Here is a 15,543-nt window from a genome sequence, read left to right as displayed (position 1 = left end):
GTTTAGAAGGACGCGGTTACTCAGGCCTTGCGCCACCCAGCGCTTCATGAATAAGTTCGGCGTTATAGCGCAGCATGGTCGTGTAATTAAAAGCGGGCCCGTCCTGAGGGCTAAGCGAGTCCACATAAAGGGGGCCTGCTAGTGAAATACCGGTTTCGCGGGCCAGGGAGTCTGCGTGAATACAACTCACCGTGCTTTCATAAAACAGGGCAGGAACGCGCTTTTCAGCCAGGCGCTGGCTCATTGTGGCCATTGCCAGGGCGTTGCCCTGAGTTTCATGATTAAGGCCCCAGATGGACGAGTACTCAAGGTTATAGGCGCGGGCAAAATAGCTAAATCCGCCCTCGCTGGTAAACAGTGACCGGTTGGTGTTGGGCACGCCGTCCAGGCGCTCTTCAATCGTCTGGTCGAGGGTCTGTAGCGCCAGGTAAGCTTCCTCGGCGCGGGCATGAAATGCATCGGCCTTATCCGGATAGTGTTCTGCTAGCGTATGAGCGATCACCTCAATGTAAGCAGCGGCTCCTTGCGGGTCCATCCACATGTGCGGGTCAGTCGCGCCTTTGTATTGCCCGGTCGTGATGGGAAGCGGGGCGAAATCCGCGTTTTCAGCAACGGAGGTAAGGGTAAGCGAGTCGTCTGACATGGCTTTAACATGACGCAGCCATGGCTCAAGCCCGAAACCGTTATAGAACATGATATCGGCTTCTTCGATGGCCAGCACATTGGGCGGCGTCAGCTCCCAGTTATGAACATCGGCATCCGCCGGTACCACCGTACTGACACTGATATCCTCGCCGGCAATACGTTTAACCAGGTCCCCGAGGACGGAAAAAGAGGCAATAACCTTAAATGATGAAGCGTTGGCCAGTGGTGATGCGCTCAATAGAATAACTAGCAAGAGCGTGCTGACCCGGTTCACTCGCTTATGCATTTCACGCTCCACTTATTTAAAGGCTCAAGATAATAAAGACTACCGCAGCCAATAGCTAGTTCCATGGAGTTTAAAAAACTAATCATAAGCTGTTGTTATTTATGGTATAAGTTTTGTGTAAGTGATGGTCTGAAAGACGGCAGTTAGCTCGCCTGAAGGTGGTTGAAGGAAAATATAAAGGCAGGCCTGCATAACCAGTGGGTATGTTGCTTATGACTTCCAAAGCGCGGCGCGAGCTTCTCACCAGGAAGGTTGTAAAAATGTGGTCTACCCTTGGGACTCTTTCATCCAAGGAGCAAAAGAATGAGCGAGTTTTACAAGGTGCAGGAACGTGACGGTGAGTTTCATGTTATCGATACACGCCCCGATGACTCTGAGGCTGATTTTACCTCGGTGGTCTCCTATCCCACCCGTCAGGAAGCCGAGGATGAGGCCAAACGCCTTAATGAGAACTCTCTGGGCTAGTTGGGATACTACAGGCCAAGGCAACGCCATAGCAGCAGGCCCCGGCTTGCTGCTATGGGATAACATAGAGTGGAAACGCGTCATTTTTTCTTACGCATAAAGGGAAAAATCTTTGCCATGGAATCGTTAATCACTTGGTCAAGCGGCTTGTGATCCAGGCTAATGGCTGCTCTGGCAGCGGTGTAGGTGCCCTTATATTCTCTGGCTATCTCACTGTCCGTCATGCTGTCAGGCAACTGTTCCTTTTCTCGAATAGCATCAATAATTGCCTTGTCCATGTTGTGCTCCTGTTTTACAGACCTGCTATTCAAGATAGTGCAGCGTTGAGCAAACCGTTAATCCAGTAAAAAAATTGGTTACAGCACAGCGGGCGTGGCGATTAAGCCCGCCTAGCGATACAATCATCTGTTACCAAGTAAAAAAGCAAGCAATGAGCTACCTGGGTAAGCTGGCTGGGTGACATGCCATTGATTGCCACGCAACTGTTAAGGTAATCAGAACCTTATGGCTCAAAAAGTCTTGATGCTGGATAATTATGACAGCTTCACCTTCAATATCGTCCAATATTTAAGAGAATTGGGGGCGGAGGTAGTAACGCACCGTAACGATGCGATCAGCCTTCAGGAGATCGAGGCGCTATCGCCAACGCATCTGGTGATTTCCCCAGGACCTTGCACGCCAGATGAAGCTGGTATTTCCATGGCGGCTATTCGCCACTTTGCAGGTAGGCTGCCCATTTTGGGCGTGTGCCTTGGGCACCAGGCAATTGGCCAAGTGTTTGGTGGTCAGGTGGTTCGCGCACCCCAGGTAATGCATGGTAAAACGTCGTTGGTTGTACACCTTGATCAGGGCGTATTTGAAGGCCTGCATAACCCTGTAGAAGTCACTCGTTATCACTCTCTGGTAGTGGATAGACAAACGCTGCCTGACTGCCTGGAAGTAACTGCCTGGACCGCTGACGATGACGTTACCCCCGGTTTGATCATGGGGCTACGCCACTGCACACTGGATGTGGAAGGGGTGCAGTTTCACCCTGAATCAATACTGACTCGCCAAGGCCACGAGCTATTGGCTAATTTTTTGAAACGTGGCTGATTGCCTGGTTCACACGCTTTAGAGGCTCCTCTGCTCATGCAAATGCGAGATGCAATTAATGCGGTGATACACCGTGAAGACCTCCCTTTCGATGTTATGCACGCCTTGATGCGCCAGATAATGACTGGCGAAGCGACCGATGCCCAAGTGGGCGGCCTGCTGGTGGGGCTTGCTATGAAAGGTGAAAGCGCTGTGGAGATTAGTGCTGCCGCCCAGGTAATGCGTGATTTGATGCGACGTGTTGAGCTTAATGCTGAAAATATCGTCGATATCGTGGGCACCGGCGGTGATGGTGCCAATCTTTTTAATGTATCCACCGCATCGAGCTTTGTGGCGGCGGCGGCGGGCGCCCATGTGGCCAAGCACGGTAACCGCAGCGTGTCATCCTCATCTGGCAGCGCCGACCTTTTTGATATTGCAGGTATTTATCTGGACCTTAAACCTGTTCAGGTGGCTCGCTGCATCGAGCAGGTGGGGGTGGGCTTCATGTTTGCGCCTAACCATCACCCGGCGATGCGGCATGCCATTGGCCCGCGCCGTGAAATGGGCGTGCGCACGCTGTTTAATATCCTGGGGCCATTGACCAACCCGGCGGGCGCGCTTAATCAGGTGGTGGGGGTCTATGCGCCTGAGCTTGTGCCGTTGATGGCCGAGGTATTGAAGAAGCTGGGCAGTCGCCACGTCATGGTTGTTCACTCAGAAGATGGACTGGACGAGATCTCCCTGGCAGCCCCGACGCGGGTGGCTGAACTTAAAGAGGGTGAGATTACCCAGTACACCGTTTCGCCGGAAGAGTTTGGAATTGAGCGTCAGAGCCTGGCAACCTTAAAGGCAGCCAATGCAGAGGACAGCCTGCGGCTGGTAAAGGCGGCATTGAGTGGCGAAGGGCCAGCAGCCGATATGGTGGCATTAAATGCAGGCGCCGCCCTTTATTGTGCTGGCGTCGCCGATACTTTGAAAGAAGGCGTCATGATCGCCCAGGATGCCCAGGCGTCTAAATTACCGCTTGAGAAGCTCAGAGAGCTTTCGCACTTCACCAGCGTTTTTAAGAGTAAGTGACCGCTATGACTCAACAGGCAACCCCTACCATTTTAACGCAGATTCTAGCGCGCAAGGATCAAGAGGTCGCCGAGCGGCGTCAGGCGGTTCCAGAAACGGACCTGATCGCGCTTGCTGACAGGCAGAGCGCGCCTCGTGGTTTTATCAGGGCGCTTGATCGACGTATTGCGGCAGGTGATCCGGCGGTTATCGCGGAAGTTAAAAAAGCTTCTCCTTCTAAAGGCGTGATCCGCGAAGAGTTTCACCCCGCTGATATTGCCAGAAGCTACGCCCATGGCGGCGCTGCATGCCTTTCGGTATTAACCGATGCTGACTTTTTCCAGGGCCATGAAGATTACCTGATTGCTGCACGTGATGCGTGTGAGCTGCCGGTTATTCGCAAGGATTTTATTACCCACGGCTATCAGGTTTGTGAGGCGCGAGCCATTGGTGCCGACTGCATCTTGCTGATTGTGGCCGCGCTGGATGATGCCAAGCTGCGAGACCTGCACCAGCAGGCCAATCAGCTGGGAATGGATGTACTGGTAGAAGTACACGATGCCGATGAGCTGAGCCGGGCGCTGAAACTTGATTTGGCACTGGTAGGGATTAATAACCGGAACCTGCATACCTTTGATACCAGCTTGAACACCACGCTGGATCTTCTTTCACAAATTCCACAAGGCGTTACCGTGATTACCGAATCGGGTATCCATACCCGAGACGATGTGCAGCTGATGCGTGACCATCAGGTAAATAGCTTTTTGGTAGGCGAAGCCTTTATGCGCCAGGCCGATCCAGGCGAGGCGCTTAAAAAGCTCTTTTTCTAATCCCCTTTTAAAACGGCCCTTACTGACTGCCGGCACTGCGCAGGACTTCAAGCAGTGCCTGCAACGGGTGGGGGAGTGCCTGGTCCGAAAACCGCTTTACCTGGCTACGGCAGGAGTAGCCGGTAGCCAGCAGCCTGTTCGCGTTCTCTTCGGCTTCCACCTGAGGCTGCCAGGACTGGGCGTAGATAGTCTTGGAGGTCTCGGCGTTGCGGGTTTCATGGCCGTAGGTACCGGACATGCCGCAACAGCCGGTATTCACCAGTTCAAGCGTTAGCCCAAAGGCGGCAAACACCTGTTGCCACGCCTTGGGGCTGCCCGGCGCGTTGGTTTTTTCGGTACAGTGAGAGAGCAACCTGAAGCCGGGGTCGACCAACTTCAGCAAGCCAGGCGGTAGGGCTGCCGTGCGGGTTATCAACCACTCCTGCAGCATCAGCACGTCGGGTACCTTCTCTGCACCCAGTGCTTTTACGTACTCCTGGCGGTAGGCCAGCGTCATGGCTGGGTCGATGCCCACCATAGGCACTCCAAACTCCTGTAACGCCCGCAGCCGTTTAGCCTGTTTTTCCGCCGTGCGCTCAAAGGCTCCTAGGAACCCCTGTACATGGAGCGGTTTGCCGTTGGCGCTAAAGGGCATGACAAAGACCCGCAGGTTCAAGCGTGACAACAGCTCTACTATGTCCATGACCAGCTTGGCTTCAAAGTGAGTCGTAAAGGCATCCTGAACAATGATCACGCTGTGAGCGCGCTGCGCCTCAGTAAGCAGGGCAAGCGAAGTTGGCGTAGCTTCGGCCACGCCCCAGGCGCGCAGCTGCTTTTTCACGCTGGCGCGGGAAACCAGGGGCGAATCACTCATGCCCAGTGTGCGGCGCATCAGCTGTTCAACCCAGCGTTGGCCCATCAACGCGTTATACAGCGGCGCCGCTTTGGCGAGGGTCGGCAGCATGAACTCAGTGCCGCCAATCACGTAGTCGCGCAGCGGGCGAAGGTAGCGCCCGTGGTAGACCTCGAGAAACTGCGAGCGGAACTGCGGCACGTTGACCTTGATCGGACATTGACCGGCACAGGACTTACACGCCAGGCAACCCGCCATGGCCTCATACACTTGATGAGAGTAGTCATGATGCTGCTGGCGGCTGAATGTATTGGCAACTCGCTGAGGGAAGCTTTTCACGAACCCCCAGGTACGCTCGGCTTTCTTTTTACGAGATTCCTCTACCACGTCGATCCCCGCCTGAGACTGCAGACGCAGCCACTCGCGGATCAGGCTGGCGCGCCCCTTGGGTGAGTGAATGCGGTCACGGGTCGCCTTCCACGAGGGGCACATAGGGTCGTCCACATCGTAGTTATAACAGGCGCCGTTGCCGTTGCAGTACACCGCCGCGTCATAGGCTTGCCAGGCACGCTCATCAATGGTGCGGTCTAGCTGGCCGCGCATGGGCACGCCATCGATGGTGAGTAGGTCAGGATCGCTATCTTTGGCGATCAGTTCAGCGTTATCTGCTGCTGACGCAATCTTGCCGGGGTTGAGCTGGTTGTACGGATCAAAAGCGGCTTTTACTCGCTGTAGGCTGGGGTACAGCGAACCAAAGAATTTAGGCGCGTACTCGGAACGCACGCCCTTACCATGCTCCCCCCATAACAGGCCGCCATATTTTTGCGTCAGCGCGGCCACTTCGTCGGAGATTTCCCGTATCAAAGCTTCTTGGGTAGGGTCTTTCATATCTAGGGCGGGGCGCACGTGGAGAACGCCAGCATCTACATGGCCGAACATGCCATAGGCGAGCCCGCGAGCATCCAGCGCCGCGCGGAACTCGGCAATAAAGTCGGCCAGGTGCTCGGGTGGGACAGCGGTATCTTCCACAAACGGCAGCGGGCGTTTTTCGCCCTGCACATTACCCAGCAAACCCACCGAGCGCTTGCGCATGGCATAGACGCTGGTGATCTGCTCGCGCCCCTCTGCCAGAGTATAGCCAAGCCGGGCGACGGTCGTATCCTGCGCCAGGTGATGGGTAAAGGCGGCTACCCGTTCGGCCAGCACCTCGGGGTCGTCATCGTTGAACTCGATCAGGTTAATGCCGCGAATGGGCGTTTCGCCCTTCGGGAAAAAGTCCGCTACGCCATCCCAGACAAAATCTGCCATGGCAAGCGTGAGCACCGTGTCATCGATGGTTTCAATCGAGATGGGTTTAGCATTCGCCATCAGCGCCTTGGCATCGCGCAGGGCATCCATAAAGCTTGAGTAGCGTATATTGACCAGCGTGGCATGTTTGGGAATTGGCAGCACATTGAGTACGGCTTCGTTAAGAAAACCCAGTGAGCCCTCCGATCCACACAGCAAACTATTGAGGTTAAGTTTTCCCGCCTCATCGCGCAGGTGGGCCAGATCGTAACCGGTCAGACAGCGGTTCAGCGGTGGAAAGGTCGCCTCAATCAATTCACGCTGGTGGTCGATAATGTCGGCGGCTGTCGTATGTACTCGGCCAAGTAAGCCTTTCTGCTGTCGCGCTGCCTGCTCTTCGTCTGATGTTAACGCGCGGCTATGCAGGTGCTGACCGCCCAATAGCACGGTATCCAGTTCCAGTACGTGGTCACGGGTTTTGCCATAGGCGCAGCTGCCCTGGCCACTGGCATCGGTCGAAATCATTCCCCCAATCGTGGCCCGGTTGGAGGTGGATAGTTCAGGGGCAAAAAAGAGGCCGTGAGGTTTGAGCGCCGCGTTGAGTTGATCTTTAACCACCCCGGCCTGAACCCGTACCCGGCGGTTTTCAACGTCGATGTCCAGAATTCGGTTCATGTGCCGCGAGACATCCACCACGATCCCGTCGGTCAGCGACTGGCCGTTGGTGCCGGTGCCGCCGCCGCGTGGGGTTAACACCACGTCGCGGTAAAGGGTTTCGGCTGCCAGCTTGGCCAAACGCTTCAGATCTTCTGCATGGCGAGGAAATACGGCGGCCTGAGGCAAACGCTGATAGAGCGAGTTATCGGTGGCCAGCACCGTACGCTGAGCGTAATCCGGGGCAATTTCGCCCTCGAAGCCGCGTGCTTTCAAGGCTTCCAGAAATCGCAGATAAGGGGAGCCCAGGCATTCAAAGGGGGCGGTACGCGAGTCCAGGGATGCAATCATATTCGTTCAGGCCATTATTGCTGGGGCATCAAAAGAAAGAGCGCTACTTTACCTCAGCGCCTGTTTAGCTGCACCTTGCGCCCAGTTGCTTAGCTTAGCGCTTCTTTAACCAGGGCAGCAGAGTCATCAGACATCGGTAAGGTAAGCGCCAGTTCGTGGGCTTGAGGTGACATCTTGCGCCAGGTTTTTTGAATAATCCGCAGCATATGGTCGTGTTCGACCTTGCGCGAGAAATCGGCAAAGTAGTTTTCCAGGAATACCAGGCAGGCGCAGTCTTCAAGTGCCTGCACGTCCGGGTCGCGGCCCAAGCCTTTCTTATTGATCAGCGTGGCCACCCGCTGGGTATCTTCAGCAGAATAGCCTGCTTCGTTCATTAGCTGGGCGACGGTATCCCCCGCACGAATCCCCTGATCGCGTCGCCAGGTCAAGTAGCCCACACGGCCTTCAGGATACGCGTCGCGAGGCACCTGCCAGCGCTGTAGGTGCTGGGCGCGAACGGCAATTTGCAGACACTCGCCAGGCGCCTGGTTGAGCGTGGCAAGCAAAGTGCTCATGCGCTGGGCATACAGAAGCTCTGCTGCGATCGGCTCACCGTCTAGATCAACGTGCTGCGGGTCTTCGCCGTGAAGGTGGTCGAGTGCGTTGATTACCTGTTCAAGGCGGTTGGTCATTGGGCGCTCCTCATTATGATCGTAAATGCCCTGAAACGTGAGCTGTTTCAGGGCATGTTGGCTCTTGCTGTCGCTATTTTGCGATAGCTATTAAACCTTGTTGTCGGCGTTATAAATATCCAGGTTCAATTCACCTTCGCTTTTGCCGACCAGCGTGGTCACCATGATATCGCCTGCCACGTTAACGCTGGTGCGCGCCATATCCAGAATTCGATCAATCCCTGCCACGACTGCGATGGCCTCCAGGGGCAGGCCAATCTGCGCCATGACGATCGACAGCATAATAAGCCCCGCGCCAGGTACGCCAGCGGTTCCAATAGAGGCAAGCGTGCCGGTTGCCACGATCATGCCGTAGTCGACCAGCGTCAAATCGACGCCCAACATTTGGGCGATAAACAGCACTACCACCCCTTGGTAAAGCGCTGTGCCATCCATATTAATGGTAGCTCCGACCGGCAACACAAAGCTCGATACCCCTTCGGAAACGCCCAGATTCTTCTGTGCACAGCGAATTGATACCGGCAGTGAACCAGCCGATGAGGCGGAGGAGAACGCGATCATCATGGCATCCAGGCTGCCCTTTAGATAACGCATCGGGTTAAGCCGTCCCAAAAAGCTGATAAAGCCTGAGTAAACCACCAGTACGTGCAGCGTGCAGGCGAGATACACCACGCCAATCAGCTTGGCGAGTGGCAGGAGTATTTCCAGGCCGTATTGGCCGGAAATATGCGCCATCAGGCCAAATACCCCAAAGGGCGCAAATGCCATTACGATGCCGGTAAGCTTGTACATCGCTTCGGCAAAGCTGTCGAAAACGGTGACCAGCGGCTCGCCTTTCTCACCTACCAAAGTAAGCGAAATGCCTAGGCCAATCGCGAACACGATAATCTGCAGGATATTGCCGTTGGCGAGCGCATCAATCGGGTTACGTGGCACCAGATTAATCAAGATGGACGCCAGTGTAGGCGCCTCGTTTGCATTGACACTACCGTCAAAGCTTATGTCAACGCCGGCGCCAGGTTGCAGCAACGTGGAGAGCAGCAGGCCAATGCTGATTGCAAATGCAGTTGTCAACAGGTAAAGACCAATGGTGCGCGCGCCTATGCGACCCATCTTCTGCGGGTCGCGCATGGAAGTAATCCCCACCACCAGTGTTGAAAATACCAGCGGCACGATCAGCATCATGATGGCGTTAATGAAGATATCGCCTAGCGGCTTGAATATGCTGGCATTTCCACTCAATAAAGCCCCGGCTAGTATGCCTAGCGCCAAGCCAGCAAGAATTTTTTTCCATAGCGCAATACGACGCCACCATCCGAATGCGCCTTGTGATGTGCTCACGGGCATATCCTCCTTGTCATGCTGATTAATCGAAAGAAAGAGACGTTGGATTACAACTCGGCGCGCACTTTACCACCTTTTGATGGGGCAGCGGAGAAGCCTGTGGCGCTAACCCCATGGCCCCTTGCCGCGCTTTTGCCTACAATAGACGCCTTTGAGACTGGCGCTTGGCGCCGTGTTTAACTGAATTCAGGCCAAGGAATAACTCATGCTCGATCCGAAACTGCTGCGCGGTGATCTGGACGCGCTAGCGCAACAACTGGCGCGTCGCGGCTTTGTACTGGATAAAGAGGGGCTTCAGGCGCTGGAATCGCGTCGCCGTGACTTGCAAACGCAGACCGAGCAACTTCAGAGCGAGCGTAACTCGCGCTCCAAAGCCATTGGCAAGGCCAAAGCCAGTGGAGAGGATATTCAGCCGCTGCTGGATACCGTTAGCGACTTGGGCGACCGCTTGGATAACGCCAAACGTGAGCTGGCCGAGGTGCAGCAAGCGTGGGATGACGCAATCAGCGGGATTCCTAACCTGCCTCATGAGAGCGTGCCGGAAGGTAAAAGCGAAGACGACAACGTTGAACTGCACCGCTGGGGCACACCCCGTGAGTTTGATTTTGAAGTGCTTGATCACGTTGATCTGGGCAAACGGTCAGGCTACCTGGATTTTGAGCTTGCGACCAAGCTCACCGGCGCACGTTTTGCCGTGATGCGTGGGCCGATTGCCCGTCTTCACCGAGCACTTGCGCAGTTTATGCTGGATACCCAAACCGAACAGCATGGCTACGAAGAGTGTTATGTCCCCTATATGGTGAATCGCGATTCGCTGATGGGGACTGGCCAGCTGCCGAAATTTGGCGAAGACCTGTTCAAGCTGAATGATGAACGTGAGTATCACCTGATTCCCACCTCAGAAGTACCGCTAACCAACTTCGTGCGCGATGAAATTGTCGACCTGGCCGCGCTGCCCATGAAGCTGACCGCGCATACGCCCTGTTTTCGTAGTGAGGCGGGTTCACACGGGCGCGATACTCGCGGCATGATTCGCCAGCACCAGTTCGACAAAGTGGAAATGGTTCAGATTGTGGAACCTGAGAAGAGCTATGCAGCGCTTGATGAGATGCGTGGCCATGCCGAAGCAATCTTGCAAGCGTTAGAGCTGCCATACCGTGTAGTCACACTGTGTACGGGCGATATGGGTTTTGGCGCGGCGAAAACTTATGATCTGGAAGTCTGGCTGCCCAGCCAGGATACCTACCGGGAAATTTCTTCTGTCTCCAACTGTGAAGATTTCCAGGCGCGGCGTATGCAGGCCCGTTACCGCCATCCGGAATTGAAGAAGCCGCAGCTTCTTCATACCTTGAACGGTTCTGGGCTGGCCGTAGGCCGTTGCCTGCTGGCAGTGATGGAAAACCACCAGCAGGCGGATGGCTCGGTGGTTATTCCTGCGCCGCTACGTCCCTATCTTGGTGGTCAGGAGCGTCTGGCCCTTTAAGGGTCCATTCGACGTTAACCCCGGCATCAATACGAATGGTGCCGGGGTTGTAATCACTCTGTGCACTGCTAACGGCTGCATCGCTTTCAGCGCGCATGGCCATCATGCGGGGCTGGAAAATAGGTGACTGGGTTTCTTCGACACGCTGAATATGGCCCAGCTCGACGTCCATCGTGCTGGCCATCAGGTCGGCCTTGCGGCGTGCCTTCTCGAGTGCTTTTACCAACGCTTCATCGGTGGCGACATCTCTGTCCTGCAAATCAAACTGCACGCCATCCAGAGCATTCACACCGACCCCGATAAGGGCGTTCAATACTTCCGGCAACTGGTCGATGTCGGCCAGCTCGACGCTGAACGGGCGCTCGAGACGAGTGCGCTGCATGGTTTCCTGATCGCCGTTTTCGCTACGTGGTGCCGGGACGTAATCCGGGTAGACATTTAAAGAGCCTGCCGTGATGGCGCGGCGCTCGATACCCAGCGCCTCGATGGCCTCCATGAGCTCGCTGGCACGGCTTTCAAGACGCTCGCGCGCCTCGCCCAAGGCTTGGCTGTCGGTGTCTTCGAGCGACGATACCGTCGGGGTGTTTTCCCACAGACGAGCGGTCAGTGTGGCTTGATCAGGCTCGACTTCCACCCAGGACTGGGCTTGAACGCTCAGGCTTGGCGGGGCGGCAAAGGCAAGCGGAGTGCTGAGAAGCGCCAACAGAGCGCCGCTTAATATGCCATAACGAAAACGCGGTAAACGTGCTGATGTTGCGCTCATAGAGGATTTCCTTGGTAAATAAAGACGTACGTTAACCAGTGTAGACGTTGCTTGGAATAGCCCTGTAAAGGAAAGTTCATTACCAAAGAGGCACCGTAAAACAGTTGCTTATTGCTTGCATGGTTTGTGCAATGTGTATATTGCAGCCATTATGTACGGATAACTGGCAAAGGGTGGGGCTATGACAAAACTGTCGGATGAGGATTATCGAAGTCTTCCCTTGAATTCTACCTTGGCACTCGCGGCCTTGGTGGTTATTGTGGCGGGAATGAAGGCTGGCGCGGATCTTCTTGTGCCTCTCTTGCTGGCGGTGTTTATCGCCGTGGTCTGTACGGCCCCCGTGCAGTGGCTGCATCGCTGTGGCTTGAGCATGCGAGCATCAGCTCTTTTTACATTGGTTTTTTTACTGGTCTTTTTATCACTGATCGGCGTTCTGGTGGTTAATAGCTTCAGTACCTTTGTGGCGGCATTACCGGATATTCAGGCTCGGCTGTACGAATACTACTGGGATTTACTCAATACGCTGGCCATGCATGGTTTTGCCGTTGACCCTGATGAGCTTAGCGCAGCCTTTGAAATGGATGAGGAGGGCTCTTCTTGGGTGGCGACGCTACTGGGGGAGCTTGGCAATCTGGTGAAGCAAAGCATCATTGTGGGATTGCTGGTTATCTTCATGCTGTTTGAAACGCTTAATTTTCGCCAGAAGGTTTCGCGTGCTCTGGAAAATCCGGCGCCCAGCTTAAAGCGATTTAGCGAATTCAGTTTAACTCTAAAACGCTACCTGGCTGTTAAAACGGTCATCAGCCTGGCTACCGGCGTATTGATCTGGCTCTCATGCGTTATTGTGGGCGTGGATTTTCCGCTGCTCTGGGGGGTGCTGGCATTTGGGCTTAACTTTATTCCCAATATCGGCTCGGCCCTGGCCGCTATTCCCCCTGTGCTACTGTTGCTGGTGGCTCAGGACGGCGGTGTGTTTCAGGCGCTGCTATTGGCCTCGGCCTATCTGGTCATCAACTTTGTGCTGGGCAATCTGATTGAACCGCGGGTAATGGGGCAAGCGCTGGGACTTTCCACGTTTGTAGCCTTTTTATCCCTGGTAGTATGGGGTTGGATTTTTGGTGCTGCGGGGATGCTGCTATCAGTGGTGCTGACAATGACGCTCAAAATTGCGCTGGATAGCCATCCTCAAACGCGTTGGATCGCTCATTTTCTAGGCCCAGGAAAGCACCGCACTGGCCGCTATTTAAGCAAACGAGATGCCGGGCGTGCGCCATGGAAGCGTAATAATGAAGACCAGACTGGGCGTTTTAAGCAAGAGGATAACTAGGCGGGCAACCACCGCCGGCCCTGCCGGCGGTGGTCATATTCATCAAGCGTTTTGATCGATGAACTGAGTCAATTGAGACTTGGATTGGGCGCCTACCAGTGAAGCGACCTTGGTGCCTGACTTAAACAGCATAACGGTAGGTACGCCGCGTACGCCTTGCTCAGCGGCAATTTCCGGTGCGTCATCCACGTTTACACTCACCACCTTCAGATTATCGCCTCGCTCGGCAGCTACTTCATCAACAACAGGGGCCATGACTTTACACGGGCCACACCAGGGTGCCCAAAACTTCAGCAGGACAGGCTGTTCGGCATTGAGGACTTCTTGCTCAAAATTGGCGTTAGTGACATCAACATTATTAGCCATTTGCTTCTCCCGTTTGCGTTGCTCTTACAGTTTCGTTGCCTCAAATGGAGCAACGGTCATTACGCGTTAACTAGCGTACTTTTATTACGCCAAGTCGGCAGATGTTAGCGGGCGTGACGTTTGCTGGCAAATACCGATGATCGATTTGTTGGTTGATAGTAAGAATTAATAGATGCTAAAAGAGCTATTTTTTTATAATATAAGTGAATTACAAGGCATTTTTTTATGCTAAATAGTGATTTGAAATAGGCGAAGAATAGCTAGGTTGGCGTGAGAGAACCGCCAACTTGCTATGAGTATAGATGATGAGGTGACGATATGAAGCTACAACAACTTCGCTATGTTTGGGAAGTTAACCGACATAACCTGAATGTGTCGGCAACCGCCCAAAGTCTGTTTACCTCACAGCCCGGTATTTCAAAGCAGATACGGTTGCTGGAGGACGAGCTGGGGGTGGAAATTTTCGCGCGAAGCGGAAAACACCTGACACGAGTCACTCCTGCTGGCCAATCAATTATTGAACTGGCCGGTCAGGTGCTCAAGCTCACTGAAAATATCAAACAGGTGGCTCAAGAACATAGCGATGAGCGGCGAGGTAGCCTGTCGATTGCCACCACGCATACGCAGGCGCGCTATGCGCTACCGCCTATTATTAGTGAATTTACCCTGAAGTATCCGGAAGTTGCCCTGCACATGCAGCAGGGAACGCCTAAGCAGATCGCCCAGATGGTAAGCGATGGCCAGGCAGATTTTGCCATTGCGACCGAGTCGCTGGAGCTGTTTACGGATTTGGTGCTGTTACCCTGCTATCGCTGGAACCGCTGTGTGCTCGTGCCCAAGGACCACCCGTTAGCCGCGCTAGATGGGCCTTTGACACTGCCGGCCCTGGCGGAACATCCGCTGGTGACATACGTGTTCGGTTTTACCGGCCGCTCGCAGCTTGATGATGCATTCAAGGCAGAAGGCCTGACGCCGAATGTGGTTCTGACCGCCGCCGATGCTGACGTGATTAAAACTTACGTACGTCTGGGAATGGGAGTGGGGATCGTTGCCCATATGGCGGTTGATCCAGTGCTGGATGAGGATCTGGTTACTCTGGATGCAAGCCATCTGTTTGAAAGCTCAACGACCAAGATCGGGATCCGGCGGGGCACCTTCATGCGCGGGTACATGTACGACTTCCTGACCCGGTTTGCGCCGCATCTAACGCGCGACCTTGTTGATGAAGCCCTGATCGCTGGCCCGCGCTTTGAGCAAGCTCTTTTTGAAGGTGTAGAACTGCCTAATCATTGATTCAGCCAGCAAGCTGGTGTTGCCCCATCTTATCGCCAGCCGTGTAGGCAGCAAGCTGGCGATAAAACGATCAAGAATAGATTGCCCGGAAATGAAGGTAACGCGAACGAACGATGCCTAGTGCTGCAAATGCAGACCGCATTCACGTTTTTCCTCTACTTTGGTGGGGTCAAAGTAGTCGAAATTATTGGGCAGCCCATGCGCCTGCAGGTACTGGTACATGTCCTTAGCGCTCCAGTGAAGCAGCGGAGCCACCTTCACCAAGCCATCGCTATTACGGCTAACGGGCTGCATTTTAGCGCGTTCGGGGGTATCTTCCGCCCGCAGTGCCGTAAACCAGATGTCGGGGCGCATCTCGCTTAAGGCGCGCTCGAAGGGCTCAATCTTGACCTCTTGGGTAAACGCCGCATGGCGCGGGTCGTCGATACCGGGCATGAGACCTTCCAGCGCTTCACGGTGGGCACGTGTGCGCCGGGGTACAAAGCTTGCAATGTTCAGGTTAAGTTGCTTGATCACTTCATCGGCGAATTGATAGGTCGCCTCGGTGTTGTAGCCGCTATCCATCCACACAATCGGCATATCCGGTTTCACCTGGGTCACCATGTGCAGAATAACCGCTTCAAAGGGCCGGAAGTTAGTGGTGCAAATGGGGCGCTCGCCCTGCGTTAATGCCCACTCGACTAGTGCCTGGGGGTTATTGCCTAGGTCGCGATTGATTTCATCAAGTGATGAGGACATGTTGCCTCCTTGTCATGTTAATAAACCATATGGCTAGGCTATCAAACTGCACCCGCAGTGCCCCAATACCGTTTG

15 protein-coding genes are annotated in these 15,543 nt (G+C 54.5%); 7 read left to right on the top strand and 8 right to left on the bottom strand.

The window, feature by feature from the left end; translation table 11 throughout:
• Positions 1 to 16: 16 nt before the first annotated feature.
• A complete protein-coding gene (locus ELY38_RS14555) occupies positions 17 to 931 on the bottom strand; it encodes a metal ABC transporter solute-binding protein, Zn/Mn family (protein ID WP_127062969.1) in 915 nt (304 codons plus the stop codon).
• Positions 932 to 1,234: 303 nt separating this feature from the next.
• On the opposite strand from ELY38_RS14555, the gene ELY38_RS19120 reads away from it, so the two are divergent.
• Positions 1,235 to 1,396 carry a hypothetical protein gene (locus ELY38_RS19120; RefSeq protein WP_185858994.1) on the top strand — a complete coding sequence of 54 codons (162 nt, stop codon included), beginning with the start codon at positions 1,235 to 1,237 and terminating at the stop codon, positions 1,394 to 1,396.
• Between the two features lie 80 nt (positions 1,397 to 1,476).
• Here the strand turns inward: ELY38_RS19120 and ELY38_RS14550 are convergent, their stop codons facing one another.
• Positions 1,477 to 1,674: a hypothetical protein gene (locus ELY38_RS14550; protein WP_127062968.1), complete on the bottom strand. Its 198-nt coding sequence runs from the start codon at positions 1,672 to 1,674 to the stop codon at positions 1,477 to 1,479.
• Positions 1,675 to 1,900: 226 nt separating this feature from the next.
• Between ELY38_RS14550 and ELY38_RS14545 the strand changes: the two genes are divergently transcribed.
• From ELY38_RS14545 to trpC, 3 genes are read left to right on the top strand one after another with little or no spacing between them, the layout of a single operon-like run.
• Complete coding sequence (locus tag ELY38_RS14545; RefSeq protein ID WP_127062967.1) at positions 1,901 to 2,491, top strand: anthranilate synthase component II; 591 nt, start codon at positions 1,901 to 1,903, stop codon at positions 2,489 to 2,491.
• Between the two features lie 36 nt (positions 2,492 to 2,527).
• Positions 2,528 to 3,550 (top strand): anthranilate phosphoribosyltransferase, encoded by a 1,023-nt coding sequence (gene trpD / locus ELY38_RS14540; RefSeq protein WP_127062966.1) that lies wholly within the window; start codon positions 2,528 to 2,530, stop codon positions 3,548 to 3,550.
• Positions 3,551 to 3,555: 5 nt separating this feature from the next.
• On the top strand, positions 3,556 to 4,359 hold the full coding sequence (gene trpC, locus ELY38_RS14535) for an indole-3-glycerol phosphate synthase TrpC (RefSeq protein WP_127062965.1): 804 nt from the start codon (positions 3,556 to 3,558) through the stop codon (positions 4,357 to 4,359).
• 19 nt (positions 4,360 to 4,378) lie between these two features.
• On the opposite strand, the gene ydiJ is transcribed toward trpC, so the two are convergent.
• The 3 genes from ydiJ to ELY38_RS14520 form a co-directional block, all read right to left on the bottom strand.
• Entirely contained in the window at positions 4,379 to 7,483 is a 3,105-nt protein-coding gene (gene ydiJ / locus ELY38_RS14530; RefSeq protein WP_127062964.1) for a D-2-hydroxyglutarate dehydrogenase YdiJ, read from the bottom strand.
• Between the two features lie 89 nt (positions 7,484 to 7,572).
• On the bottom strand, positions 7,573 to 8,154 hold the full coding sequence (locus ELY38_RS14525) for a DUF4202 domain-containing protein (protein ID WP_127062963.1): 582 nt from the start codon (positions 8,152 to 8,154) through the stop codon (positions 7,573 to 7,575).
• Between the two features lie 90 nt (positions 8,155 to 8,244).
• A complete protein-coding gene (locus ELY38_RS14520) occupies positions 8,245 to 9,501 on the bottom strand; it encodes a dicarboxylate/amino acid:cation symporter (protein ID WP_127062962.1) in 1,257 nt (418 codons plus the stop codon).
• Between the two features lie 202 nt (positions 9,502 to 9,703).
• On the opposite strand from ELY38_RS14520, the gene serS reads away from it, so the two are divergent.
• Positions 9,704 to 10,981 (top strand): serine--tRNA ligase, encoded by a 1,278-nt coding sequence (gene serS / locus ELY38_RS14515; RefSeq protein ID WP_127062961.1) that lies wholly within the window; start codon positions 9,704 to 9,706, stop codon positions 10,979 to 10,981.
• Here serS and ELY38_RS14510 read toward each other — a convergent pair.
• Entirely contained in the window at positions 10,926 to 11,744 is an 819-nt protein-coding gene (locus tag ELY38_RS14510; RefSeq protein ID WP_127062960.1) for an SIMPL domain-containing protein, read from the bottom strand. The two genes, serS and ELY38_RS14510, sit on opposite strands and share 56 nt — an antisense overlap.
• A gap of 181 nt (positions 11,745 to 11,925) precedes the next feature.
• On the opposite strand from ELY38_RS14510, the gene ELY38_RS14505 reads away from it, so the two are divergent.
• Positions 11,926 to 13,071 (top strand): AI-2E family transporter, encoded by a 1,146-nt coding sequence (locus ELY38_RS14505; RefSeq protein ID WP_127062959.1) that lies wholly within the window; start codon positions 11,926 to 11,928, stop codon positions 13,069 to 13,071.
• A 42-nt stretch (positions 13,072 to 13,113) separates the two neighbouring features.
• Here the strand turns inward: ELY38_RS14505 and trxA are convergent, their stop codons facing one another.
• Positions 13,114 to 13,437, bottom strand: a complete 324-nt coding sequence (trxA, locus tag ELY38_RS14500; protein ID WP_016914369.1) for a thioredoxin — start codon at positions 13,435 to 13,437, stop codon at positions 13,114 to 13,116.
• A 318-nt stretch (positions 13,438 to 13,755) separates the two neighbouring features.
• Here trxA and cysB point away from each other — a divergent pair, with 318 nt between their 5' ends.
• Positions 13,756 to 14,730: an HTH-type transcriptional regulator CysB gene (gene cysB, locus ELY38_RS14495; RefSeq protein ID WP_127062958.1), complete on the top strand. Its 975-nt coding sequence runs from the start codon at positions 13,756 to 13,758 to the stop codon at positions 14,728 to 14,730.
• 117 nt (positions 14,731 to 14,847) lie between these two features.
• Here the strand turns inward: cysB and ELY38_RS14490 are convergent, their stop codons facing one another.
• The gene (locus tag ELY38_RS14490) at positions 14,848 to 15,468 is read right to left on the bottom strand and encodes a phosphoadenosine phosphosulfate reductase domain-containing protein (protein WP_127062957.1); all 621 of its coding nucleotides are present in this window, start codon (positions 15,466 to 15,468) and stop codon (positions 14,848 to 14,850) included.
• Between the last annotated feature and the right edge of the window lie 75 nt (positions 15,469 to 15,543).

It is taken from the genome of Vreelandella nanhaiensis (genome assembly GCF_003990185.1).
GTDB lineage: Bacteria > Pseudomonadota > Gammaproteobacteria > Pseudomonadales > Halomonadaceae > Vreelandella > Vreelandella nanhaiensis.
This window is presented reverse-complemented; position numbering and strand designations above follow the sequence as displayed.